General features: G+C 70.2%; 1 protein-coding gene and 1 pseudogene (1 of these 2 only partly in view). Both read left to right on the top strand.

Annotation, left to right across the window (positions count from 1 at the left end; translation table 11 throughout):
* Positions 1 to 10051: pseudogene (locus ACIG5A_RS10175) on the top strand (type I polyketide synthase) (its annotated part extends 950 nt beyond the left edge of the window); the annotation flags it as partial.
* Positions 10048 to 26094 carry a type I polyketide synthase gene (locus tag ACIG5A_RS10170; protein ID WP_397239830.1) on the top strand — a complete coding sequence of 5349 codons (16047 nt, stop codon included), beginning with the start codon at positions 10048 to 10050 and terminating at the stop codon, positions 26092 to 26094. The pseudogene ACIG5A_RS10175 and the gene ACIG5A_RS10170, both read left to right, overlap by 4 nt.
* Positions 26095 to 26100: the final 6 nt, after the last annotated feature.

Raw genomic sequence — 26100 nt, 5'->3', positions numbered from 1 at the left:
GTCGCAGGAGCGGGTCATCGCCCAGGCACTGGCCAACGCCGGACTGGATCCCGCCGACGTCGATGCGGTCGAGGCACACGGGACGGGCACGATGCTCGGCGATCCGATCGAGGCGCAGGCGCTCATCGGCGTATACGGCGCGGGCCGCCAGGGGGGCGGGCCCGAAGGGCAGGGGGGCGGGAAAAACACTGCTGAGCCGTTGCGGCTGGGCTCGCTGAAATCCAATATCGGTCACACCTCGGCCGCCGCGGGTGTCGGCGGCGTGATCAAGATGGTGCAGGCCATGCGCCACGGCGTGCTGCCGAAAACGCTGCACGTGGATGAGCCCACGCCGCACGTGGATTGGTCCGCCGGGACTGTCCGCCTGCTTCAGGACGATCACCCGTGGCCGCAGGGGGAACGGGTGCGCCGGGCGGGCGTGTCCTCCTTCGGCGCCAGTGGCACCAATGCGCACCTCATTCTCGAGGAAGCCCCCGCCGTGGCGGCGGCTGCGACCGAAGCGGATGCCTCGCCCCACGTTTCGGCCGACCGGGGGACGGCAGGAGGCGGAGCCGACGGGGCGGGTGCGCACAGCGTCGCGCTCGTGGTATCGGCCAAATCCGAAGTCGCGCTGCGTGCGCAAGCGGATCGGTTGCGGCAGTGGCTGACCGAGCGCCCCGACGTCGATGTGCACGAGGTGGCGCGTGCCCTGGTGAGCTCGCGGGCGCTGCTCGATTGGCGCGGCGCGGTCACCGGGCGCGACCGCGCCGAGGTGCTCGGCGGTTTGGCGGATCTCGCCGCGGACGGGCCGAATACGGTTGCGGCGAAGGCTGATTCCGGAACCACCGCGTTCTTGTTCACCGGTCAGGGTGCACAACGCGTCGGAATGGGCGCGGGTCTCTACAGCGCATACCCGGCCTTCGCCACCGCACTGGACGAGGTGTGCGCGGTGCTGGATCGGGTACTCGGACGGTCGCTGCGTGAGGTGACGTTCACCGACTCCGACGGCTTGCTCGACCGCACCGAATGGACTCAGCCCGCGCTGTTCGCCTTCGAAGTGGCACTGTTCCGGCTGCTGGAATCCTTCGGTGTCACACCGGATGTGCTGGTCGGTCACTCGATCGGCGAGTTGGCGGCGGCACATGTCGCCGGCGTGCTTTCGCTGCCGCACGCCTGCGCGCTCGTGGCGGCCCGCGGTCGCCTGATGGGCGCACTGCCCGAAGGCGGCGCGATGCTCGCCGTGGCGGTCGATGGGGCGCGCGCCTCCGAACTCGTCGCGGCAGTGTCGGATCGGGTCTCGGTGGCCGCGGCGAACGGTCCCACCTCGACGGTTCTGTCCGGCGATACCGAGGCGATCGAGAGCCTGGAGCGCGCACTCACCGCGGCGGGCATCCAGACCAAGCGGCTGCGGGTGAGCCATGCCTTCCATTCGGCGCTGATGACTCCGATGCTCGACAAGTTCCGCACGGTCGCAGAGAAACTCACCTACCACGCACCCAACCTGCCGATCGTCTCGACCGTCACCGGCGAACCGGCCGGTGACGCGGTGACCGATCCCGAGTACTGGGTGCAGCAGGTCCGCGCCACCGTGCGCTTCGCGCCCGCGATCGACACCCTGCGCGCCGACGGGGTCCGCCGCTTCGTCGAAGTCGGCCCCGATGCGGTGCTGACCGCCATGACCCGCGAATGCCTGGGTGAGAACACCGATCTCGCGGCTGCCCCGGCGACAGTGGCCCTCGCGCGACGGTCCTCCGAAGAAGCCGGGCAGTTCGTCGCGGCCTTGGCGCAGCTTCAGGTCACGGGCGCGCGCGTCGATTGGCGCTCGACCTTCGCCGAGCATGGTGCGGCTCCGGTCAGCCTGCCCAAGTACGCCTTTCAGCGTCGCCGCTACTGGCTGAATCCCGACCACGGTGCGGTCGCGGACCTGTCGGACCATCCGATCCTCACCGGAGTTCTCGGCTTGGCCGGTTCGGACGAGTGGCTCTTCACCGGTCGGCTGTCGGTGGCGACGCATCCGTGGATCGCCGACCACATGTCGTACGGCGTCGTGGTCTTGCCCAGCGCCACACTCATCGAGTTCCTGCTGGTCGCCGGTGGCCGAATCGGTTGCGAGGCAGTCGAAGAGCTCACGCTGCAAGCACCGATCGTGCCCACCCCCGGCGATGAGATCGAACTCCAGGTGCTGGTGCAGGCCCCCGATGCCAACGGCCATCGACCGTTCGAATTCTATTTCCGCACATCGGCCTCCGAGGAATGGACCCACAACGCGACGGGTTCGCTCGCGACATCCGCCGGACGCGAGCCGGAAGTGCTCGCCCGGTTGCGGACCGAATCGTGGCCGCCCGCCGACGCGGAACACCTCGACAGTGCCGGACTGCCCGCGCAGATCGCACAGGACGCGGGGCTCGAATACGGTCCGGCGTTCCTCGGGGTCCAGCAGGTGTGGGAGCGCGACGACGCCGTCTTCTCCGAGATCGCCCTGAACGCGGACCTCACTGCCACCACGGCGAATTCGGTACGCTACGCCCTGCATCCCGCGCTGCTCGACATGGTCATGCACGCCGCCTTCTCCCGCCTGATCTGGCGTGACGGCAACCCCGATCCGAACACCGGCAAACTGCTCTTCCGCTGGGCCGGGGCTCGGTTCCACTCCGCGCCGACTGCGAGCACCAGGTCCGCCGGGGTGTCCGCACTGCGGGTCATTGCGGTCGCCCAGGGTGCGGAAGCTGTGGCGGTCGCCGCGGTCGACCCGGACGGCAATCCCGTGGTCTCGGTCGACGCAGTGGCGATGCGACCCTACGACGTCCAGGAATTCCGCGGTGCACTGTCGGCCGACGATGCCGCGCTGTACGAGGTGCGCTGGGAGGAGGATTCGACCCCCCGCGCGGCCCTCGCCGGGTCCGCGCCCACCCTCTCACTGCTCGCCGATGCGGACTCCCCGGACACGGCAATGGATTTCGATACGCGATACTCGTCGGTAGCCGGTCTCGCGGCCGCCGCCGACCTGCCTCGAGCAGTGGTGTGGCGTGCCGATTCATCCTCGGCCGCAGAGGATTCCGACGAGCCCTACGTGATACGCGCGCGGGTGCACTCGACCCTGGCGCTACTGCGCTCGTGGCTCGCACAGCCCCGATTGGCCGACACCCGGCTGGTTGTAGTGACTTCGGGTGGGGCCGGAGTGCCGGGGGAAGCCCTCGATCCGGCGGCGGCCGCAGTATGGGGGCTGCTGCGCAGCGCGCAGTCGGAGAATCCCGATCGTTTCGTCCTGATCGACGAGGACCCCGCCGCACCCGCTACGCGCCGGGCGGAAAGTTCCCTAAGCCATTCCGGCACGGGTGGGGCTTTTACTCAGGCGCTCGGTCCCGAACGGATCGCCGCCGCGCTGGCTACGGGTGCACCGCAGGTCGCCGTGCGCGGCAATCGTGTTCTGGTGCCCAGGCTGCGGCGCGTCGCCGAAGTATCCGGTGCCGCAACGGAACCCGGTGGCCGGACCTTCGACGGGGCGACCGTGCTGATCACCGGCGGCACCGGCGGCCTCGGTGCGCTGTTCGCCCGGCACCTGGCCGCCGAATACGGTGTGCGCGAACTGGTGCTGGCCTCACGCAGTGGCCCGGGTGCGGCGGGAGCCGCCGACCTGGTGGCGGAATTGGCCCGGCTGGGGGCGCGGGCCCGGGTCGTCGCGTGCGATGTCGCCGATCGCGATGCGGTGCGCGCCCTGCTCGACGACATCGGTTCCGGTGACACCCCGATCGCGGTGGTGCACACCGCGGGCGTGCTCGATGACGGAACGGTCGCCGCGCTGACCGACGCGCACATCGACCGCGTACTCGCGCCGAAGGTCGACGGCGCTTGGCATTTGGACGAACTGACCAGGGGCAGAGATGTCCGGGCATTCGTCGTGTTCTCCTCGATCGCGGCCGTCCTCGGCACCTCGGGCCAGGCGAACTACGCCGCGGCCAACGCCGCACTGGACGCCATGGCCCAGCGCCGCCGCGACGCCGGTCTCGCGGCGACCTCGTTGGCGTGGGGTCCGTGGAACCAGACCAGCGGTATGACCGGCGGACTGGATCGTGGTGCGCTGGCGCGCTGGGAACGGCTGGGGCTGAGCCCACTCGCCGACGCCGAGGGTGTGCGCCTGTTCGACGAAGCACTCGCGCACGGCACGGCGCGACTGTCGCCGATCCGGTTCGATGCCGGTGCGCTGCGCACCGGTGACGAGTCCGAGGTGCCCGAGGTGCTGCGCGGATTCCTCCCCCGCCGGGCGCGTGCCGCCACGCCGACCGCCGTCGCGGCGGCCGGGACGCTCGGTGCCCGCCTGGCCGAAATACCGGCAGGACGGCGCGGCGAAGTGGTGCTGGAGACCGTGCTGTCCGCAGCCGCGGCGGTACTGGGTCACGACTCCGCGGCCGATATCCGGTCGGATCAGCGTTTCGACGAGATCGGTTTCGATTCGCTCGGCGGCGTGGAGTTCCGCAACCGGCTGGGGAAGGCCACCGGTCTGCCACTGCCGTCGACGCTGGTGTTCGATCACCCGACCCCGGCGGCGGTGGCGAAGCTGGTGCTGTCCCGCGTCGAGCCGACGGCGGGCGAACCCGTCAAGCAGGCGGTACGCCGCGTTCGGGCCGACGAGCCGATCGCCATCGTCGGCATGGCCTGCCGGTTTCCCGGCGGCGTCCGATCACCCGATGAGCTATGGGATCTCGTTGCCGCCGGGATCGACGCGACCGGCGATTTCCCGACCGATCGAGGCTGGGATCTGGAGCGACTGTTCGACGCGAATCCGGACAAGCCCGGGACCGTCTACGCGCGGCGCGCCGGATTCCTCGACAGCGCGGGTGATTTCGATCCGGGATTCTTCGGGATCGGTCCCCGCGAGGCGTCCGCGATGGACCCGCAGCAGCGCCTGCTCCTCGAAACCTCCTGGGAGGCCCTGGAAGACGCCGGTATCGACCCCCACTCGTTGCGGGGCACCGACACCGGGGTGTTCGTCGGCGCGGGCGCATCCGGTTACGTCGACCTGGTGGGCGGTGACCTGGAGGGCTATCGGCTCACCGGCACCACGAGCAGCGTGATGTCGGGGCGGGTGGCGTACGCGCTGGGGTTGGAGGGTCCGACGCTCACCGTGGACACCGCCTGCTCCTCCTCGCTGGTCTCGCTGCACCTGGCCGCCCAGGCGCTGCGCAATGGGGAGAGCTCCCTCGTGCTTGCGAGCGGCGTGACGGTCGCGGCCAGCCCGTATCTGTCCGTCGATTTCGCGCGGCAGCGCGGACTGTCGCCGGACGGCCGATGCAAGGCGTTCTCCGCGGCGGCCGATGGCGTCGCCTTCTCCGAGGGCGCCGGGGTGCTGGTGCTCGAGCTGCTCTCCGACGCGAAACGCCTGGGGCACAACGTCCTTGCCCTCGTACGGGGCACGGCCATCAACTCCGACGGGGCGAGCAACGGCCTGACCGCGCCGAACGGTCCGTCCCAGGAACGCGTGATCACCGCGGCGCTGGCGAATGCCGGGCTGTCGCCGTCGGATATCGACGCGGTCGAAGCGCACGGCACCGGCACCGCACTGGGTGATCCGATCGAGGCGCAGGCGCTGATGGCGGTCTACGGTCGGGGTCGCGCGGGGCGCCCGCTGCGGATCGGCTCGCTCAAGTCGAATATCGGCCACACCGTCGCCGCCGCGGGTGTCGGCGGCGTCATCAAGATGGTGCAGGCGCTGCGGCACGAAACCCTGCCCAAGACACTGCATGCCGACGAACCGAGCCCGCACGTGGACTGGTCCGCCGCAGACGTCGCGCTGCTGACCGAGCCGCACCCGTGGCCCGCCGGTGACCGGCCGCGTCGCGTGGGAGTGTCGTCGTTCGGTGTCAGCGGCACCAACGCACACGCCATCCTCGAAGAGGCACCCCGCCTTGTGATTCCGGCGGAAGACGGTAGCCACCCGCTCGGTACGGTGCCCTTGCTGGTGTCGGCCAAGAACGACACCGCCCTTCGGGCGCAGGCGGCGAAACTCCAGCGGTGGCTGATCGACCACCCCGACACCGATCCGACACGGGTCGCGCACGCGCTCGCCACCACCCGCGCCCAGCACGAGGCGCGGGCGGCGGTCCTGGGCGCCGATCGCGACGAACTGCTCGCCCGGCTCGCGCAATTGGCTGCCGGATCCGCCACTGCCGGAGTCGTTTCCGGCACCGTGGGCACCGGGAAGACCGCCTTCCTGTGCACCGGCCAGGGCGCGCAGCGGGCCGGGATGGGCGCGGGACTCGCCGCGGCCTTCCCCGTGTTCGCCGCCGCGCTCGACGAGGTGTGCGCGCGGTTCGATCCGCTGCTCGAATGTTCGCTGCGGCAAACGATGTTCACCGGACAAGCGGCGAATCTCGATCGCACCCGCTTCACTCAGCCCGCGCTGTTCGCGTTCGAGGTGGCGCTGTACCGGCTGCTGGCGTCCTTCGGCGTGACACCCGATGTCCTGGTGGGCCATTCGATCGGCGAGCTGACCGCGGCGTACCTGGCCGGGGTCTGGTCACTGGAGGACGCCTGCGCGCTGGTGGCGGCGCGCGGCCGCCTGATGGAGGCGCTGCCCGAGGGCGGTGCGATGCTCGCGGTCGCCGCATCCGAGGGCGAAGTCGTCGCCGCGATCGCCGAGTACCGTGCACGGATTTCGATCGCCGCGGTGAACGCACCTGCCGCCGTGGTCATCTCCGGTGACGCCGACGCCGTCGACACCCTCGACCGGCAGTTCACCGAGCGGGGCCGCAGGACGAACCGGCTGCGGGTGTCGCACGCCTTCCATTCGCACCTGATGGAGCCCATGCTGGGCGAGTTCGAGATCGCCGCCGCCGCGGCCACCTTCCACGCCCCGCGGATTCCCTTGGTATCCAATATCTCCGGCGAGATCGCCGGTGACGAGATCCTGAAACCGGACTACTGGGTGGCGCAGGTGCGCGCCGCGGTGCGTTACGCACCCGGCATACAGACGCTGGTGACCGCGGGCGTGCGCCGCTTCCTCGAAATCGGGCCGGACGCCGTCCTGGCGGCGATGACCCGGCAGAGCCTGCCCAGCGATATCGAGTCGCGTGCGGTGGTCGCGGCGGCGGCACGCCGGGACCACGACGAGGTCGAGCAATTCGTGACGCTGCTCGCCCAGGCACACACCGCGGGAGTGACCGTCGACTGGACGCCGTTGTTCGGCGATCGCCCGGCATCACGAATCACCCTGCCCACCTACGCTTTCCAGCACCAGCGCTATTGGCTCGAGCCCGGCCTCGGACAGCGGCGTTCCGAGGCATCGGAACACCCCATGCTCACCGACGTGGTGCGGGTGGCCGATCGGGACGAGTGGATGTTCACGGGTCGATTCTCGCTGCGCACTCACCCGTGGATCACCGACCACACCACCTACGGTGTGGTGGTCGTCCCGAGTGCCGCGCTCATGGAGATGCTGCTGGTCGCCGGTCGGCGCATCGGCTGCGACGTCGTCGACGAACTCATCCTCGAACGGCCGATCCTGCCGCCGGCGGACGGCGAGGTCGAACTCCAAGTGCTGGTGCGGGAACCGGATACCGCGGGACGTCGGTCCTTCACGTTCCACTACCGCCTCCCCGACGGCGAGTGGGCGCGCAATGCCAGCGGCGTCCTGAGTGGGCGGCAGCTGATCGACTTCGGCCTGATGGAGATGCTGCGCAGTACGCCATGGCCGCCGGTCGGCGCCGAACCGGTTGATACCGACTGGATTCCGGAGCATGCGACGCGGGTCGCCGGACTGGCGTACGGCCCTTCGTTCCGCGGAATCGACACCGCCTGGCACGACGGTGACACGTCGTTCTCCGAGATCACCCTGAACCCGGAGGTGCCTGGCGACGGGTTCCAACTGCATCCCGGCCTGTTCGACATGGTGATGCACGCCGGGCTCGTCAGTTTGATCTGGTCGGATCTCGACCCCAACCCCGCCGAGGGCAAACTCCTGTTCCGCTGGGGTGCAACGCAATTCCACACGACTTCCCCGGTCACCTCGATGCGGGTGATGGCGGTACGGCGCAACAGTGAGGCGATCGCCGTGGTGGCCGTTGACCAGGCAGGCAACCCGGTGGTGTCCATCGACGAGGTCGTCATGCGTTCCTACGACGTCGACCAGTTCCGCGCCACGCTGTCGGGAGGAGGCGCGGGCCGGTACGGGTTGCGCTGGGCGGCAGTCGAAGTGCCGGACGCGCTCGCCCCGATCGGAAGCGCGGCCGTGCTCGGAGCGGCGGACGTGACCGGAATCGAGGAGCGGTATCCGGATCTGGCGGCGCTGGCCGCCACCCCGACCGTTCCGGACGTCGTGGTCTGGCTCGAAGCCGCCGGATCACAGGATGCCTCGCGGCGGTCCGCGCGTGCTCGTGTCCATGCCGCGTGGGATCTGGTCCGGGGCTGGCTGTCCGACGAACGGTTCGGGCAGTCGCGGCTGGCTGTCGTGACCGAAGACGCGGCGACGGTGCCCGATTCGCGACCCGATCCGGCGGCGGCCGCCGTCGCGGGGATGATCCGCAGCGCTCAGGCCGAATATCCGGATCGCATCGTACTGCTCGACGTGGACCGATCCGTTGGCATGCACCATCTTTCGGCCGACCTGATACGAGCAGCCATCGCGGTAGGCGAGCCACAGGTGGCGGTACGGGGCGACAGCGTCCTGGCGCCGCGGCTGGAGCCGCTGACATCCGCCGCGGGTGAACCGATTTCATTCGGTACCGGAACCGTTCTGATCACGGGCGGAACCGGCGGATTGGGTGCACTGCTGGCCCGGCACCTGGTCACCGCGCACGGTGTCGATCGGCTGCTGCTGGTCTCGCGGCGCGGTGAACGTGCCTACGGCGCGCCGGAACTCGCCGCGGAACTGTCCGAATACGGCGCACACGTGCGCATCGCCGCCTGCGATGTCACCGACCGCGACGCCATGGCGGAACTGCTGGCGGACCTGCCGGACGAGCACCAGCTCACCGGCGTCGTGCACACGGCCGGTGTGCTCGCGGACGGCACCTTCGACGGCCTCACGACCGACCGGATCGACCAGGTGTTCGCTCCGAAGGCCGAGGCGGCGTGGCACCTGCACGAGCTCACCCGGGAGATGAACCTGTCGGCATTCGTCATGTTCTCCTCGATCGCCGGCATGATCGGTTCGGCCGGACAGGCGAATTACGTTGCCGCCAACGGCTTCCTGGACGCACTCGCGCTGCGCCGCCGGGCCGAAGGGCTGCCTGGACTCGCGCTCGCCTGGGGTCCGTGGCGACAGGACCTCGGCATGACCGGCACCTTGGACCGCACGGCCATGAGCCGATTGGACCGGCTCGGCCTGACGCCACTGGACCACGAAGACGGCCTGCGGTTGTTCGACGCGGCACTGACCACGTCGGAGCCCGTGCCCGCGCTGCTGCATCTCGACACCGACAAGCTGCGCGTCGAAGCACACACCGGGGCGGTTCCGGCGGTGCTGCGCGGATTCGTTCGCGCGGGCGGCCGAACGGCCACGAGGGTGAGTGACGGACCCTCGCTCGGGGAGCGGCTGCACGGGGTGGCGGAAGCGAAGCGTCGCGGCGTCGTCCTCGACCTGGTGCGCGAACACGCGGCCACGGTGCTGGGTTACGAGTCACTCGACGACATCGGTCCCGATCGCGGCTTCGACGAACTGGGCTTCGATTCCCTCGGCGGCGTGGAGTTCCGCAACCGGCTGTCGAAGGTGGCGGGGCTCTCGCTGCCCTCGACCCTGGTGTTCGACTACCCCACCGCGCGAGATCTGGCGGGCTACCTGCTGGAGCAGGCCCTGGCGGAGGCGCCCGCGGCGGCGGCCGCACCCCCACCGCCGGCCGCGGCGGTGCCACCCGATGTCGCACAGCTCGAGGCCATGATCGAGCGGATCATCGCCGACGGCGGCAACACCGACGAGACCATCGCGGCATTGCGGGGCATCACCGACCGTCTGCACGCCCATCTGGGCGACGCGTGGTCCGACAGCGTCTACAAGGACCTCGCGGGCTACGAGGACCTCGAGTCCCATTCCGACGATGAACTTTTTACCCTGATCGACGAGGAGTTCGGCCCAGCATGAGCAATCCGAGCGGCAGCAACGAGGAACGCCTCAGCCGGTATCTGCGGAAGGTCACCGGGGATCTTCGCACGGCCAACAAGCGAATCCAGCAGTTGGAGGAGCAGGCCGGGGAGCCACTCGCGATCGTCGGCATGAGCTGCCGGTACCCGGGCGGCGTCGACACTCCGGACCGGCTGTGGGAATTGGTCGCCTCCGGAACCGACGCGATCGGCCCGTTCCCCACCGACCGCGGCTGGGATCTCGAGCGGCTGTTCGACACCGACCCGGACGTGCCAGGGACCGTATACGCCCGGGAGGGTGGATTCCTCGACGCGGCAGGCGATTTCGATGCCGGATTCTTCGGCATCGGACCCCGCACGGCGGAGGCGATGGATCCGCAGCAGCGGCTGTTCCTCGAAGCGTCCTGGGAGGCTTTGGAAAACGCGGGCATCGATCCGGAATCGCTGCGGGACAGCGATACCGGTGTCTACGCGGGCGTGATGCACTTCGACTACGGCCGCCGCGTCGGTGCGCCCGGCCACAGCGCCGAATCCGAAGGCAATGCCCACCCGGGTGTTTCGGCCAGCATCCTGTCCGGGCGGGTGTCGTTCAGCCTCGGTTTCAAGGGTCCGGCGCTGTCGGTGGACACCGCGTGCTCGTCGTCGCTTGTCGCCCTGCATCTCGCCTGCCAGGCGCTGCGTCAGGGCGAGACGTCGCTCGCCCTGGTCGGCGGTGTCACCGTGATGTCGGATCCCGCCCAGCTCATCAGCTTCGCGCGGCAACGCGCGCTGTCCCCGGACGGCCGATGCCGGGCGTTCGGGGCAGCGGCCAACGGGACCGGATTCTCCGATGGTCTCGGCATGCTCGTGGTCGAGCGGCTGTCGGACGCGCGCCGCCACGGCCACCCCGTCCTCGCGGTGGTGCGTGGCAGCGCGGTGAACCAGGACGGGACCAGCAGTCGCCTGACCGCACCGAACGGCCCCTCGCAGGAAAAGGTGATCGCGCAGGCACTCGCCGATGCCGGTCTGACCCCCGCCGATATCGACGCGGTCGAGGCGCACGGCACCGGTACTCAGCTCGGCGACCCCATCGAGGCGCGGGCGCTGATCGCCACCTACGGTCGCGATCGCGTCGGCGATCCGTTGTGGATCGGATCGCTCAAATCGAACATCGGACACACCTCCGCCGCGGCAGGCGTCGGTGGCGTGATCAAGATGGTGCAGGCGATGCGGCACGAAACACTGCCCGCGACACTGCATGTCGATGCCCCGACACCACACGTGGACTGGTCCGCTGGCACCGTGCGACTGCTGACCTCGGCCGAGCCGTGGGCAGCGGGCGACCGGGTGCGGCGTGCCGGTGTGTCGTCCTTCGGCGCCAGCGGCACCAATGCTCACGTGATCTTGGAGGAGGCGCCCGCCCCGGTGGAGCCCACGGCCGCTCCGGCGAACGATTCTGGTGCGGGTGCCGCCCCGGTCGTCCCCGAGATCGCACCGGTCGCCTCCGAGATCACCGCGTTGCCGCTCTCCGCGAAGACCGAGGACGGTGTGCGCGCGCAGGCGGCCAAACTGCTGGAGTGGGTGCGCGAACGTCCCGGCCTGACCGTCGGCGATATCGGCTATTCACTGGTCACCGGCCGCGCCCGATTGGAGTGGCGGGCCGCGGTGGTGGCAAGCGACCGGGACACCATGCTCGCCGGACTGGCGGAACTCGCCGAACACGGATCGGCGAGCGATGTCGCCACGGGCCGAGCGGTGACGCGCAAGACCGCCTTCCTGTGCACCGGACAGGGTGCCCAGCGGGCGGGTATGGGTCGCGAACTGTACGAGGCGTTTCCGGTGTTCGCGGCCGCGCTGGACGAGATCTGCGCGCAGTTCGACCCGCTGCTCGGCACTTCGCTGCGGCAGCTGATGTTCACCGGCCGAGCCGTCGGCGACGGCTCCGGCGATGCGGAGACGCTGCATCGAACCGAGTTCACCCAGCCCGCGCTGTTCGCGTACGAAGTCGCGCTGTATCGGCTCCTCGAATCCTTCGGAGTGACGCCGGACGCGCTGATCGGGCATTCGATCGGCGAGCTGGCCGCCGCGTACCTCGCCGGTGTGTGGTCGCTGCCGGACGCGTGCCGCCTTGTCGCGGCGCGCGGACGCCTTATGGGGCGGCTGCCCGCCGGGGGCGCGATGCTCGCGATAGCGGCCGGTGAGGGCGAGGTCTCCCCGCTGCTCGCCGACGAGGCGGAGCGATTGGCGGTCGCCGCCGTGAATTCGCCGGTCGCCGTGGTCATCTCGGGCGACGAGGAGGCAGTGGCCGCACTCGCGCAGCGGTGCGCCGAGCGCGGCTGGCAGACTTCGCGGCTGCGGGTGTCGCATGCGTTCCATTCCCACCTGATGGATCCGATGCTGGCCGAATTCGCCACCGTCGCAGGATCGTTGACCTACCACCGCCCGAACATGCCACTGGTATCGGGCCTTTCCGGCGGGATGGCCGGAGCTGAGATTCTCGAGCCCGCCTACTGGGTCCGGCAGGTACGCGAGGCCGTTCGGTTCGCTCACGGCGTGGACACCCTGGTGGCTTCGGGCATCCGCCGATTCCTCGAGATCGGCCCCGACGCGGTACTGACCGCGATGACCCGGCAGTGTCTGCCGGAGACTGTCGAAGCACAGGCGGCGCTGCTGGCCGGAGCCCGCCGCGGGCGGGCCGAGGTCGAGCAGTTCGTGACCTGCCTCGCGCACGCGCATGCCGTCGGCGCCGATGTCGCGTGGACGGCACTGTTCACCGGACGCCCGGTCGCGCGGGTCCCGTTGCCCACCTACGCGTTCCAGCGTCGCCGCTATTGGGTCGACCCGGTCGGAGGTAACGCCGGGGTCGAAGCCGCAGGTTTGGGTGCGGTCCAGCATCCGCTTCTTGGCGCGGTGCTGTCGGCACCGGAGTCGGGCGAGGTCTTGCTGACCGGGCGGTTGTCGCAGGCGGCCCAGCCGTGGCTTGCCGATCACGTGATCGGCGGCGCGGCACTGTTTCCGGGAACCGGTTTCGCGGAGCTGGTCCTGCGGGCCGGAATCGAGGTCGGCTGCCCGGTGATCGAGGAGCTGACCCTGCAGGCTCCGCTGCTGCTGCCCCCGGCGGGCGGCGTGCAGATCCAGGTCGTCGTCGGCGGGCCCGAGCAGGGGCAACGGCCGGTTGCCGTGTATTCCCGTGGCGCACACGACGATGACGACGAGTGGGTGCTGCATGCGCGAGGCGCGCTGACCGTCGCCGACGGCGCCCCCGAACCCGCGACCGAGGCGTGGCCGCCGCCCGCGGCGACCGAAATCGAGGTCACCGCAGCGTATTCGAGCTTGTTCGCCCGTGGCTACGACTACGGACCGGCCTTTCAGGGTGTGCGGGCGCTGTGGCGGCGCGGCGATGAGGTGTTCGCCGAGATCGCCGCCGATGCGGACACCGGGGTGCGCGTCGAGGGTTTCGCAATCCATCCGGCACTGCTGGACGCCGCCTTGCACGCCGGGTACCTGGTCGGTGCGTTCGAAGGCGATGCGGGACAACCGGAGTCGCCGTTCACGGTCACGGCCGGGCAGGTCGCACTGCCGTTCGCGTTGGACTCGCTGGAACTGCACGCCTCGGAAGCCGCGGTGCTGCGGGTGCGGCTGACCCCGGCCGGATCATCGGTGTCGGTGCGGGTGGCCGACGAATACGGGCAACCGGTCCTGTCGGGATCGGTTACGGCCCGGCCGATGCCGCTCGAGCAGCTCGTCGCGGCCACGTCGGGTGGCGTGGCCGACCCGGTCCTGGAGCTGGTGTGGTCACCGGCCACGGCCGGGCAGCCCGCGATCGATGTCGAGGTCGGGCGCTGGGACAGGCTGGATGAAGCCGCGCGGATACCTCCGGTGGTTCTCCTCGAGGCCGGTGCCGGGTGGAACGACACCGACGGCACCGGTGTAGTGCGCGCCACCCATGACGAAATCGCACGCATCCTCACGGTATTGCAGGACTGGTCGGCCCGGGAACAGTTCGCGGCGAGCACGCTGCTGATCGCCACCCGCGGCGCGGTCGCCCTGCCCGATGAGGGGCTCGCCGACCTCCCCGGTGCGGCGGCGTGGGGCTTGGTGCGTGCCGCCCAGGCCGAGGAGCCGGGCCGAATTATCCTGGTGGACACCGACACCGGCATCGACGAGCGACTCGCGTCCGCCGTCGTTGCGGTGGGCGAACCGCAGGTGGTCGTGCGCGGCGGCGTCGCCCACACCGCTCGCCTTGTCCGACCCGCGGATAGACGCACGAACAGCGGCGACGAGATAGCCGCGTTCGGCGCGGGGACCGTGTTGATCACCGGCGGCACCGGCGGTTTGGGCGCGGTGCTGGCCCGGCACGTGGTGGTCGAGCACGGCGTGCGGTCGTTGCTGCTGGCCAGCCGCAGCGGCCCGCGGGCCGAGGGGGCGGCAGCCCTGTGCGCCGAACTGGAGCAGCTGGGCGCCCGGGTGACGGTCGTGGCCTGTGACGTCGCGGACGCCGCAGCGGTAGCCGAGCTGATCACCGGGGTACCGGTCGAGCGGCCCCTGACCGGTGTCATCCATGCCGCGGGTGTGCTCGACGACGGGACCATCGCGTCATTGACCCCGCAGCGGATGCATGCGGTGCTTGCGCCGAAGGCCGACGCCGCCTGGTATCTGCACGAAGCGACCGCGGACTTGAATCTCGCTGCGTTCGTGGTGTTCTCGTCGGTCTCGGGCACCCTCGGTGGCCCCGGGCAGGGCAATTACGCGGCCGCGAACACCTTCCTCGACGCGCTGGTGGCCCATCGCCGCGCCCGCGGGCTCGCCGGTCACTCGCTGGCGTGGGGTCCGTGGGCCCGGTCGCGCGGCATGACCGCGCACCTCCAGGAGTCCGACGTGGCGCGGATGAGCCGGAGCGGATTCGCCGCGCTCACCGACGAGCAGGCGCTGCGCGGTTGGGCCGCGGCACTGCGACGGAACGCGCCGTACACGGTGATCGCGACCCTCGACACCGCCGCGCTCCGTGTGCGATCCGAAGCCGGGCCGCTACCCGCCGTGCTGCGGGAACTGGCGCCCGCGGCCCGCCGTGCGGTGATATCGTCGCCGGTTTCCGGTCTGCGGCAACGGCTTTCGGGACCAGACGGCGAGCGGAAGCGGCAGCTGGTCTTCGATGCCGTGCGCACCCATATCGCGGCCGTGCGCGGCAACGACGGTGTGTCCGCGATCGAGCCCGGTCGCACGTTCCAAGACCTGGGTTTCGACTCCCTGAGCGCCGTCGAACTGCGTAATCGTCTGAAAACCGCCACCGGACTATCGCTTCCCGCCGCCGTCATCTTCGACTACCCCACCCCGCAGGCGCTCGCCGAGCACCTGGCCGACGAGTTGACCGGCACCGCGAAGGCTGAAACCAGGAAGAGCGCGGTCACCGCGAAAGTCGTTGCCGACGAACCGATCGCGATCGTCGGGATGGCGTGCCGGTACCCAGGTGGCGTCACCTCGCCCGAAGACCTCTGGACCCTGGTCTTCGACGGCGTCGACGCGACCTCCGAGTTCCCGGGTAATCGCGGGTGGGATACCGAGCGGATCTACGATCCCACCGGCGAGCGGCCGCACACCACCTACACCCGCGCAGGTGGATTCCTGCACTCCGCAGGCGAATTCGATGCGGCGTTCTTCGGGATCAGCCCCAATGAAGCGGCGTCGATGGATCCGCAGCAGTTCCTGCTGCTCGAGACCTCGTGGGAGGCCCTCGAACGGGCAGGCATCGATCCGGCCGCGCTGCGGGGCAGTGCCACCGGAGTATTCGCGGGCATGATGTATCACGACTACCCGGCCAATGCGAATTCGGGATCCATTGCCTCCGGCCGAGTTTCGTATGTGCTCGGGCTGGAAGGGCCGTCGGTCACCGTGGACACGGCGTGTTCGTCGTCGCTGGTGGCCATGCATCTGGCCGGGCAGTCCCTGCGGTCGGGCGAGTCCGACCTGGCCCTGGCGGGCGGTGTGGCCGTGATGGCGACACCGGAGGTCTTCGTGGAATTCAGCCGCCAGCGGGGGTTGGCCCCGGACGGCCGGAGCAAGTCGTTCGCCGACGCCGCCGACGGTGTGGCGTGGTCCGAGGGCGCCGGTGTGCTGGTGCTGGAGCGATTGTCCGACGCCCGGCGCAACGGGCACGAAGTGCTCGCGGTGATCGCCGGTTCGGCGGTGAATCAAGATGGTGCGTCGAATGGCCTGACGGCGCCGAACGGTCCATCGCAGCGGCGGGTGATCCGGCAGGCGCTCGCGAATGCGCGGCTCGCGCCGAGCGACGTCGACGCGGTGGAGGCGCACGGCACCGGTACCACCCTGGGTGATCCGATCGAGGCCCAGGCACTGCTGGACACCTACGGTCAGGAGCGCGCCGCGGACCGGCCGTTGTGGCTGGGGTCGTTGAAATCCAACATCGGGCACGCGCAGGCCGCGGCGGGTGTGGGTGGCGTCATCAAGATGGTGCTGGCGATGCGGCACGGGGTACTGCCGCGGACGCTGCATGTGGATCGGCCGTCGAGCAAGGTGGATTGGTCCGCGGGGCACGTCGAATTGCTGACCGAGCCGGTGGCGTGGCCGGAGGTGGATCGCCCGCGGCGCGCCGGGGTGTCGTCCTTCGGTATCAGCGGCACCAATGCGCACGTCGTCATCGAAGCGGCGGCGGCGCAACCGGTTCGGACCTCGGACGCGGGCGAGGCCGTCCGGGTCGCGGAGGTGCTGCCGTGGGTGCTCTCGGCGCGCGGCGGTGCGGCGCTTGCCGATCAGGCCGGACGGCTGGTGTCGGCCGTGGTCGAGCACGATCTGGATCCGGCGGATGCCGGCTTCTCGCTGACCTCCACGCGCGGCGTCTTCGAGCACCGCGCAATTGTCCTCGGGGACAACCGGAGTGCGCTGCTGTCGGGGACACGGGCGCTCGCCGAGGGCGCGCAGTCCGCGGGTGTGGTGTCCGGTCGCGTGGTGCCGGGTTCGACCGGGCTGGTGTTCTCCGGTCAGGGTGCGCAGTGGGCCGGGATGGCGAGCGAGGTGCGTCGGGCGTATCCGGTGTTCGCCGAGCACTTCGATGCGATCGTCGCCGAGTTGGATCCGCTACTGCGACAGTCGGTTTCGCTGACAGAAGCACTGTCGTCGAAGGATCTGGTCGATCAGACGGTGTTCGCGCAGGCCGGTCTGTTCGCATTCGAGGTGGCGATGTTCCGGCTGCTCGCATCCTGGGGTGTACGCCCAGATGTGCTGGCAGGCCATTCGATTGGTGAGGTCGCCGCCGCGCACGTGGCCGGAGTGCTGTCGCAGGCAGACGCCTGTGTGCTGGTCGCCGCCCGTGGTCGGTTGATGCAGGCGCTGCCCACGGGGGGTGCGATGGTGGCGGTGGCCGCCTCAGAGGCCGAAGTGCGTGCGCTACTCGACAATGTCAGTGCTGAGGGTGCGGACGCCGCCGGGATCGCGGTCGCGGCGGTGAACGGACCGTCGTCGGTGGTGCTCTCCGGTATCGAGGACAAGGTCCTCGCCGTGGCCGAGGCATGCGTCGAACGTGGTTGGCGCACCCATCGTTTGCGAGTCTCGCATGCCTTCCACTCGGCGCTGATGGAGCCCATGCTCGCCGAATTCGCCTCGGCGATCGAGGGTTTGACCTTCGCCGAGCCGATGATTCCACTGGTGTCGACCGTGACCGGTGCGGCCGTCACCGGCGAGATGACCGATCCGCGGTACTGGGTGGGTCAGGTCCGCGATACGGTGCGGTTCGCCGATGCCGTTGCCGCGATGGTGGATTCGGGTGTGTCCAGGTTTGCCGAGATCGGTCCCGACGCGGTACTGACCCCGATGGTCGCGCAGATCGCGGAGGGCGCGGTGGCGCTGGTACGGCGAGACCGTGCCGATACCACCACCCTACTGACCGGACTGGCCGGATTGTTCGTGTCCGGCGCCGACGTGGACTGGGCCGAGTTCTATGCCGGTACCTCCGCGCGGCGAATCGACCTGCCCACCTATGCCTTCCAGTACGAGAGGTATTGGCTCGATGCCAGGAAGCTGCTCGCGCAGTCGTGGCTGGGTACCGAGCTGGGCGGGGTGACCGACGCCGGGCTCGAGACGGTGGACCATCCGCTGCTGGGTGCTGTTGTGCCGCATCCGGATTCGGGTCAGGTGAGCTTCACCGGCCGGTGGTCCCTGGACTCGGTGGAATGGCTGGCCGACCACAGCGTGCACGGCACGGTGCTGCTGCCGGGTACCGGATTCGTCGAGCTGGCCGCCCACGTCGGCGGCCTGCTCGGCTGCGCCGTCGTCGACGAACTCGTCCTGCACACCCCACTGACCCTGCCGGCAGCGGGCAGCGTCGCGGTGCAGGTCGTGGTGGCCGACGCGGACGACGCCGGTCGTCGACGGCTGCGCGTGCATTCCCGGCAGGCGGCCGAGGGTCCGTGGCTGCTGCACGCCGAGGGCGTCCTCGCCATGGACGCTGCTCGATACCAGGACGTGGCCGCCGATTTCGAGTTGGCCACCTGGCCTCCGGTCGGCGCGCAGCCGCTGGACGTCGACGGCGCCTATGACGATCTGCTCGCACTCGGATACGGGTACGGTCCGTTCTTTCAGGGGCTGCGGGCGGCGTGGCGACGCGGCGATGAACTGTTCGCCGAGGTCGCGCTGCCGGATCCACAGGACGCCGACGGTTTCGGGATCCATCCTGCGCTGTTCGACGCGGCCCTGCACGCCGGGATCCTGCACGGCCGCAAGGCCGGTACGGCGGTGTTGCCGTTCGCCTGGAACCGGGTGGTGCTGCACTCGGCAGGAGCTGCCACCGTGCGGGTACGCAGTGTTCCCGTCGGCGACGACTTCGCCGTACAGATCGCCGACGAGCAGGGTCGACCCGTCGTATCGGTGGGCGCGTTGGTTTCTCGGCCGGTGCCGGTCGAACGCCTGAGAACCGACCGGGTGCCGGACGCCTTGTTCGCCGTGGAATGGGTTGCGGCGCCGTTGTCGTCGGACAGTGCCGAACCGGACCGCATCGCGATTCTCGGTGCCGACCGCGGCGATACCGGGTCGATGCGGCATTACCGCGACCTCGCGGCCTTGACCACCGATCTGGACGAGGCCACGGATCCGGTCGTTCCCGATCTCGTGCTGCTCGCATGCCCGCGCCACGACGGCTCGCCGACAGACGCGGCGCGGCAGGTGCTGCGCGGCGTGCTCGACACCGTGCAGCGGTGGGTGACCGAAACTCGCTTCGCCACTTCCCGTTTGGTGGTACTCACCGAACACGCCGTGGCGGTGGATGATTCGGAAATCCCCGGCCTGGACCAAGCGCCGGTATGGGGTCTGCTGCGTGCCGCGCAGGCCGAATATCCCGGTCGATTCCAGCTACTGGATGTGGAGCAGGGTGGCGGCGCTGTCGCCGCGGACACCTTGGCGGTCCTGGCCGGGGAACCCGAGGCCGCGTTGCGCGGCTCGGCCGTGCTCGTGCCGCGGTTGACCCGCCGGACACCGGGCACGAGTGCCGGGCCGCTCGAGCCCGGCACGGTGCTGGTGACCGGTGGCACCGGCGGTCTCGGTGCGGTGATCGCCCGCCATCTGGTGACCGAATACGGTGTGCGCCAACTCCTTTTGACGTCCCGGCGCGGCCTGCACGCGCCCGGTGCCGTCGCATTGCGCGACGAACTGGCCGAGCTCGGTGCCGAGGTCACCGTTGCGGCGTGCGACGTGTCGGATCGGTCGGCGTTGACGGCTCTGCTGGCGGACATCGCCGGGGAGCATCCGCTGGTGGGTGTGGTGCACGCGGCGGGAATCGCCGATAACGGTGTGATCGCATCGATGTCGGCGGATCGCATCGACACCGTGTTCCGCCCCAAGGTGGATGCCGCGTGGCATCTGCACGAGCTCACGCGTGACAAGTCGCTGTCGTTGTTCGTGCTGTTGTCCTCCGCCGGCGGGTTGGTGCTGGCCGCGGGCCAGGCGAATTATGCCGCGGCGAACGTCTTCCTGGACGCCCTCGCCGCGCATCGGCACGCCATGGGATTGCCCGCGACCGCTCTCGACTACGGCATGTGGGAGCGGTCGAGCGGGCTCGGTGCGGAGCTGTCCGAGGCCGACTTCGACCGGATGCGCAGGCAGGGCTTCCCCCCGCTGACCGAGTCCGAGGGTCTGGCACTGTTCGACGCGGCGGTAGCCGCCGAGAATCCGCAAACGGTGGCGTTGCGCATCGATCCGGCGGTGCTGCGCACCCGGGGCGAGCAGATCCCACCCCTGGTCCGTGGACTCGTCCCGGCACCGGCGCGTCGGCGCGAGCGGACCCCGGCGGGTCAGGCGCTACTGCAACGGCTGGCGGACCTCCCGGCAGCCGATCGCGACGGTGCGCTGGTCGATTTCGTCCGCACCGTGGCGGCCGGGATCCTCGGCCACGCCTCCAGTGCGGCCGTCGCACCGCAGCAGGCCTTCCAGCAGCTCGGGTTCGACTCGTTGAGCGCCATCGAGTTCCGTAACCAACTCAACACCGCGACCGGGCTGCCACTCCCGGCCACGCTGATCTTCGATTACCCGACCCCGCAGGCCGTCGCCGAATTCATCGGCGCACAACTCCTCGGCACTGCCGCTGTCGAGGAGCGGGCGGTGCGCCGCGCTGTTCGGAGACACAGCCGGGCCGACGACGAGCCGATCGCCGTGGTAGCGATGGCCTGCCGCTATCCGGGCGGGGTCGCGTCGCCGGACGACCTGTGGCAACTGGTCGTCGAAGGCGGCGACACCACCGGGGACATGCCGGTGGATCGCGGCTGGGACCTCGAGGGCATCTACGATCCCGAACCGGGCAAGGCGGGCAAGACCTATACGCGCAGCGGTGGATTCCTGTACTCCGCAGCGGAATTCGATGCCGACTTCTTCGGGATCAGCCCGAACGAGGCCACGATGATGGACCCACAGCAGCGGCTACTGCTCGAGGTCTCCTGGGAGGCCTTCGAACGCGCAGGCCTGGATCCCGCGGCGCTGCGTGGCAGCTCGACCGGCGTATTCACCGGTCTGATGTATCACGACTACGCCCGGGCCACCGGTACCGGAAGCGGCTCGGCGGGCAGCCTGGTCTCGGGCCGGGTGTCGTATGCGTTCGGCCTGGAGGGGCCGTCGGTCACCGTGGATACGGCGTGCTCGTCGTCGCTGGTGGCCATGCATCTGGCCGGGCAGTCCTTGCGCTCGGGCGAGTGCGATCTGGCGCTGGCGGGCGGTGCCGCGGTCATGGGGACGCCGGATATGTTCCTCGAATTCGGTCGCCAGCGCGGATTGTCGCCGGACGGGCGGTGTAAGTCGTTCTCCGACAGTGCCGATGGGGTGGGCTGGGCCGAAGGTGTCGGCGTACTGGTGCTGGAGCGGTTGTCGGACGCGCGCCGCAATGGGCATGAGGTCCTCGCGGTCATCGCCGGTTCGGCGGTGAACCAGGACGGCGCGTCGAATGGTCTTGCCGCGCCCAACGGTCCGTCGCAGCGGCGGGTGATCCGCCAGGCCCTGGCCAATGCCGGTCTCGCACCGGTCGACGTCGACGCGGTGGAGGCGCACGGCACCGGAACGACGCTGGGCGATCCGATCGAAGCCCAAGCGCTGCTTGCCACTTACGGACAGGAGCGCGCTGCGGACCGTCCGCTGTGGTTGGGGTCGCTGAAGTCGAATATCGGTCACGCTCAGGCCGCGGCGGGTGTGGGCGGTGTGATCAAGATGGTGATGGCGATGCGGCACGGGCTGCTGCCGCGGACGCTGCATGCGGAGCACCCCAGCACCAAGGTCGACTGGACCGAGGGCCACGTGCGGTTGCTGACCGAGGCGGTGCCGTGGCCGGAGGCCGGCCGGGCGCGGCGTGCGGGCGTGTCATCGTTCGGTATCAGCGGTACCAATGCGCACGTCATCATCGAACAGGCTCCGCTGCCCGAACCCGCGGCGGCACAGCCCCCGGCGCGGGCGATTCCGGCGGGCGGACTGCTGCCGTGGGTGCTTTCGGCGCGCAGTGGCGCGGCCCTTGTCGGCCAGGCGACCCGACTGTCCGCGCAGGTTGATGTTCTGACATCGCCTGTAGCAGAGCATGATCCGATCGATGTCGGCTTCTCGCTGGCGTCGACGCGCAGCGTGTTCACCCATCGGGCCGTCGTGCTGGCCGAGGGCCACGCGGGCCTGACCGCGGGCGTGCACGCGGTGGCGGCGGGGACGGACGCACCCGGTGTGGTGTCGGGTCGCGCGGTCGCGGGCTCGACGGCGCTGGTGTTCTCGGGGCAGGGCGCGCAGTGGGCTGGGATGGCGACCGAGTTGCGCAAGGCGTATCCGGTGTTCGCGGACCATTTCGACGCCATCGTGGACGAACTGAGTCCAAGGCTGGCACAGCCGGTTTCGCTGGCGGCGGCGTTGACGTCCGAGGAACTCGCCGACCGGACGGTGTTCGCGCAGGCGGGGTTGTTCGCGTTCGAGGTTGCGCTGTTCCGGCTGCTCGAATCCTGGGGTCTGCGTGCCGATGTGGTGGCCGGTCACTCCATCGGTGAGGTCGCCGCGGCACATGTGGCCGGAGTGTTGTCGCTGACCGACGCGTGTGTGCTGGTGGCCGCGCGGGGCCGGTTGATGCAAGCCCTGCCCGCCGGTGGGGCGATGGTCGCGATCGGTGCCGCCGAAGGCGATGTGCTGCCGTTGCTGTCGGGCGAGGTGTCGGTGGCGGCGGTGAACGGTCCGTCGTCGGTGGTGATCGCCGGTGCCGCGGACGCGGTCGTGGCCGTTGCCGACGTGTGCGCCGAGAAGGGCTGGCGGACTAATCGTTTGCGGGTATCGCATGCGTTCCATTCGGCATTGATGGAACCGATGCTGGCCGAATTCACCGCGGCGATCGAGAATGTGACGTTCGAGCGACCGAGTATCGCCGTGGTGTCGACGGTGACGGGTACGCGGGTCGGCGACGAGATGTGTGCTCCGTCGTACTGGGCCGGTCAGGTTCGGGCGACGGTGCGGTTCGCGGATGCTGTTGCCGCGATGGTGGATTCGGGTGTATCCAGGTTCGCCGAGATCGGCCCCGACGCGGTATTGACCCCGATGATCGTCCAAACCCTCGACGGTGAGCACCCGGCCGCCACGGTGGTGCCGCTGGCACGTCGCGGCAAAGCCGACGCCGTGTCGGTGTCCCATGGCGCGGCCGGACTGTTCGTCTCGGGCGCCGACCTCGACTGGGCCGCGTGGTACGACGGCACCGGAGCCCGGCGAATCCCCCTGCCCACCTACGCCTTCCAGCGTCACCGGTATTGGATGCCCGAGGGATCCACCGGTAAGGGTGATGCCCGCTCGATGGGCCTCGCCACCACCGGACACCCGCTGGTTCCCACGGTGATCGCCCAACCTGACACCGGCGGTGTGATCCTGACCGGCCGCCTGTCGATCCAGACGCACCCCTGGCTGGCCGATCACGGCGTGCTCGGCACCGTGCTGTTCCCGGGAGCCGGTCTGGTCGAACTCGCCCTGTGGGCCGGTGGCCAGGTGAGCCTTTCGACGCTGGCGGACTTCGTCCTGCACGCGCCGCTGGTACTGCCGGAAGCGGGCGGGGTCGCGGTGCGCGGTGTCGTCGGCGCCGAGGACGAGACGGGTCGGCGCACGGTGCGGATCTACTCCTGCCCCGAAGGCGACAGCGGCCAGGGATCGTCGTGGACGCTGCATGCCGAAGGCGCGCTGACCGCCCGTGACGCGGCTGCCTATCCCGAAGAACACCGGGAGGCCGCCGACCTCACCGCATGGCCGCCGATCGGAGCGCAGCCGCTGCCGGTCGCCGGGGTGTACGACGACCTGCTCGCCGGTGGGTACGAGTACGGGCCCGCCTTCCAGGGTTTGCGGGCGGCATGGCAGCGCGGCGACGAGGTGTTCGCCGAGGTCGCGCTGCCCGACCCACGGGAAGCCGCGGACTACGGACTCCATCCCGCGCTGCTCGACTCCGCCCTGCACGCCCTGCTCATCGGCGACTCGGAGCGCGGCGGCGAGTCCGGACCGGCGTTGCCGTTCGAATGGTCCGGGGTCACCGTGCACGCGACGGGAGCCGACGCCTTGCGCGTTCGCGCGACCCGCCTCGGCGACCGCACGGTGCGGGTGGATCTCACGGATCCGACCGGCGCTCCGGTGGCGACGGTGCGCCGACTGGCCGCCCGGCCGATCGATGCCGCGCGGCTCGCGGCGCTTACCTCTACGGTCGGCAACGCGCTGTACCAGGTCGACTGGACACCGATGCCGGTGTCCGACAGCGAGATCCGTACGGTGTCGTGGGCGGATCTCGATGCCGAGACGGCGGCGGGATCGCTGGAACCGGTCGCGGCGGAAGCGTTTCCAGCCCCGGCCAGCACCACGGCGGCGGATGAGGTTCCGGCCGCGGTGGTGCTGGACGTCCCGGTCGGGAATGATCCTGACGCCGTTCGCACCGCGACTCACGCTGTGCTGCAGGTGCTTCAGACCTGGATCGCCGATCCCCGATCCAGCCGGGCGGCGCTGGTGATTCGGACCAGCGGCGCGGTTTCCATTGCCGGGGAGGACATTACGAACCTCGCCGGTGCCGCGGTGGCTGGCCTGGTTCGGTCGGCCCAGGCGGAGGGCACGGGTCGAATCGTCTTGGTGGACACCGATTCCGACGTCGACGGGCCGTTGGGCGGGATCCTGTCCTCCGGGGAACCGCAGGTGGCCGTGCGCGGCGGGCGAGTGCACAGCGCGCGACTGGTCGCGGCGACGACCACGTCGGCCCCGAGCGTCGCCTTCGGTCCGGACGAGACCGTGCTCATCACGGGCGCCAGTGGCTTCCTGGGCGGATTGTTCGCCCGGCACCTGGTGCACACCCGCGGTGTCCGGCACCTGCTGCTGCTGAGCCGGCGTGGCGAGTCGGCGCCCGGCGCCGCCGAGCTGGCGGCCGAGCTACGCGGTGGTGGTGCCGACATCGACTTCGCCGCCTGCGATGTCGCCGATCGTGCCGCGCTCGCCGAGGTACTGGCCGCCATCCCCGCGAGCCGTCCGCTCACCGGCGTGTTCCACGCGGCCGGTGTGCTCGACGACGGCGCCGTCGCCGCGCTGACCCCAGCCCGGATGGATACGGTGTTGCGGCCCAAGGTCGATGCGGCCCTGCACCTGCACGAGCTGACCGCCGAGCTGCCGCTGAAGGCGTTCGTACTGTTCAGCTCGGCGGCCGGAGCACTCGGCAGTCCCGGGCAGGGCAACTATGCCGCGGCCAATGCCTGCCTGGACGCGGTGGCGACGCACCGCCGGGCATCCGGACGCCGCGCCCAGTCCCTCGCGTGGGGGCTGTGGAGCGGCGACGGCGGCATGGGCGCCGAGCTCGGCGACCTCGACCGGCGCCGCATGGCCCGTTCGGGGATGCTGCCGCTGACGGCGGAGCACGGCTTGGCGCTGTTCGACGCCGCCGCCGAAATCGACACGGCGGCACCCGTTCTCGCCAGGCTCGACAGAGCGGGGCTCCGCGACGCGGGGTTCGCGACGGCCCTGCTGTCCGGGCTCGTCCCCGCTCGCCCGGTATCGGCAGCCCCGGCCGCACTGCGCGCCCGGCTGGCCGGCACACCCGAGGGCGAACGCCTCGGCGTGCTCAGCGATCTGGTTCGCGACCAGGTGGCCGCGGTGCTGGGGCATCGGAACGCGAAGGCCATCGCGGCCGACCGGGCCTTCAACGAGCTGGGCTTCGATTCGATCACCGCCATCGAATTCCGCAACGCCCTCAAAGCCGCCACCGGCCTGCCCTTGCCCGCGACGCTGGTCTTCGACTACCCGTCACCGGAGGTGCTGGCCGAATACCTGGCCGAGGAGTTCACCGGCAACCACCACCACGACGCGTCGGAAGATGCGTCGGAAGACGAGATTCGCAGTGCGCTCCAGACGATTTCGCTGACCCAGCTCCGCGAAGCCGGACTGCTGGAGGCGCTCGTGCGACTCGCGCACGGGCAGGAACGCCCCGGCGCGACAGCGGCGCACATCGAGACAGCAGCGCACATCGAGACAGCAGAACACGGTGCGGACGAGTCCATCGACGAACTCGACATCGACGACTTGATCAATCTGGCTTACAACTCCGAGGACTGACAGCGA

Origin of the sequence: Nocardia sp. NPDC052566, from assembly GCF_044547285.1 — a bacterium.
GTDB lineage: Bacteria > Actinomycetota > Actinomycetes > Mycobacteriales > Mycobacteriaceae > Nocardia.
This window is presented reverse-complemented; position numbering and strand designations above follow the sequence as displayed.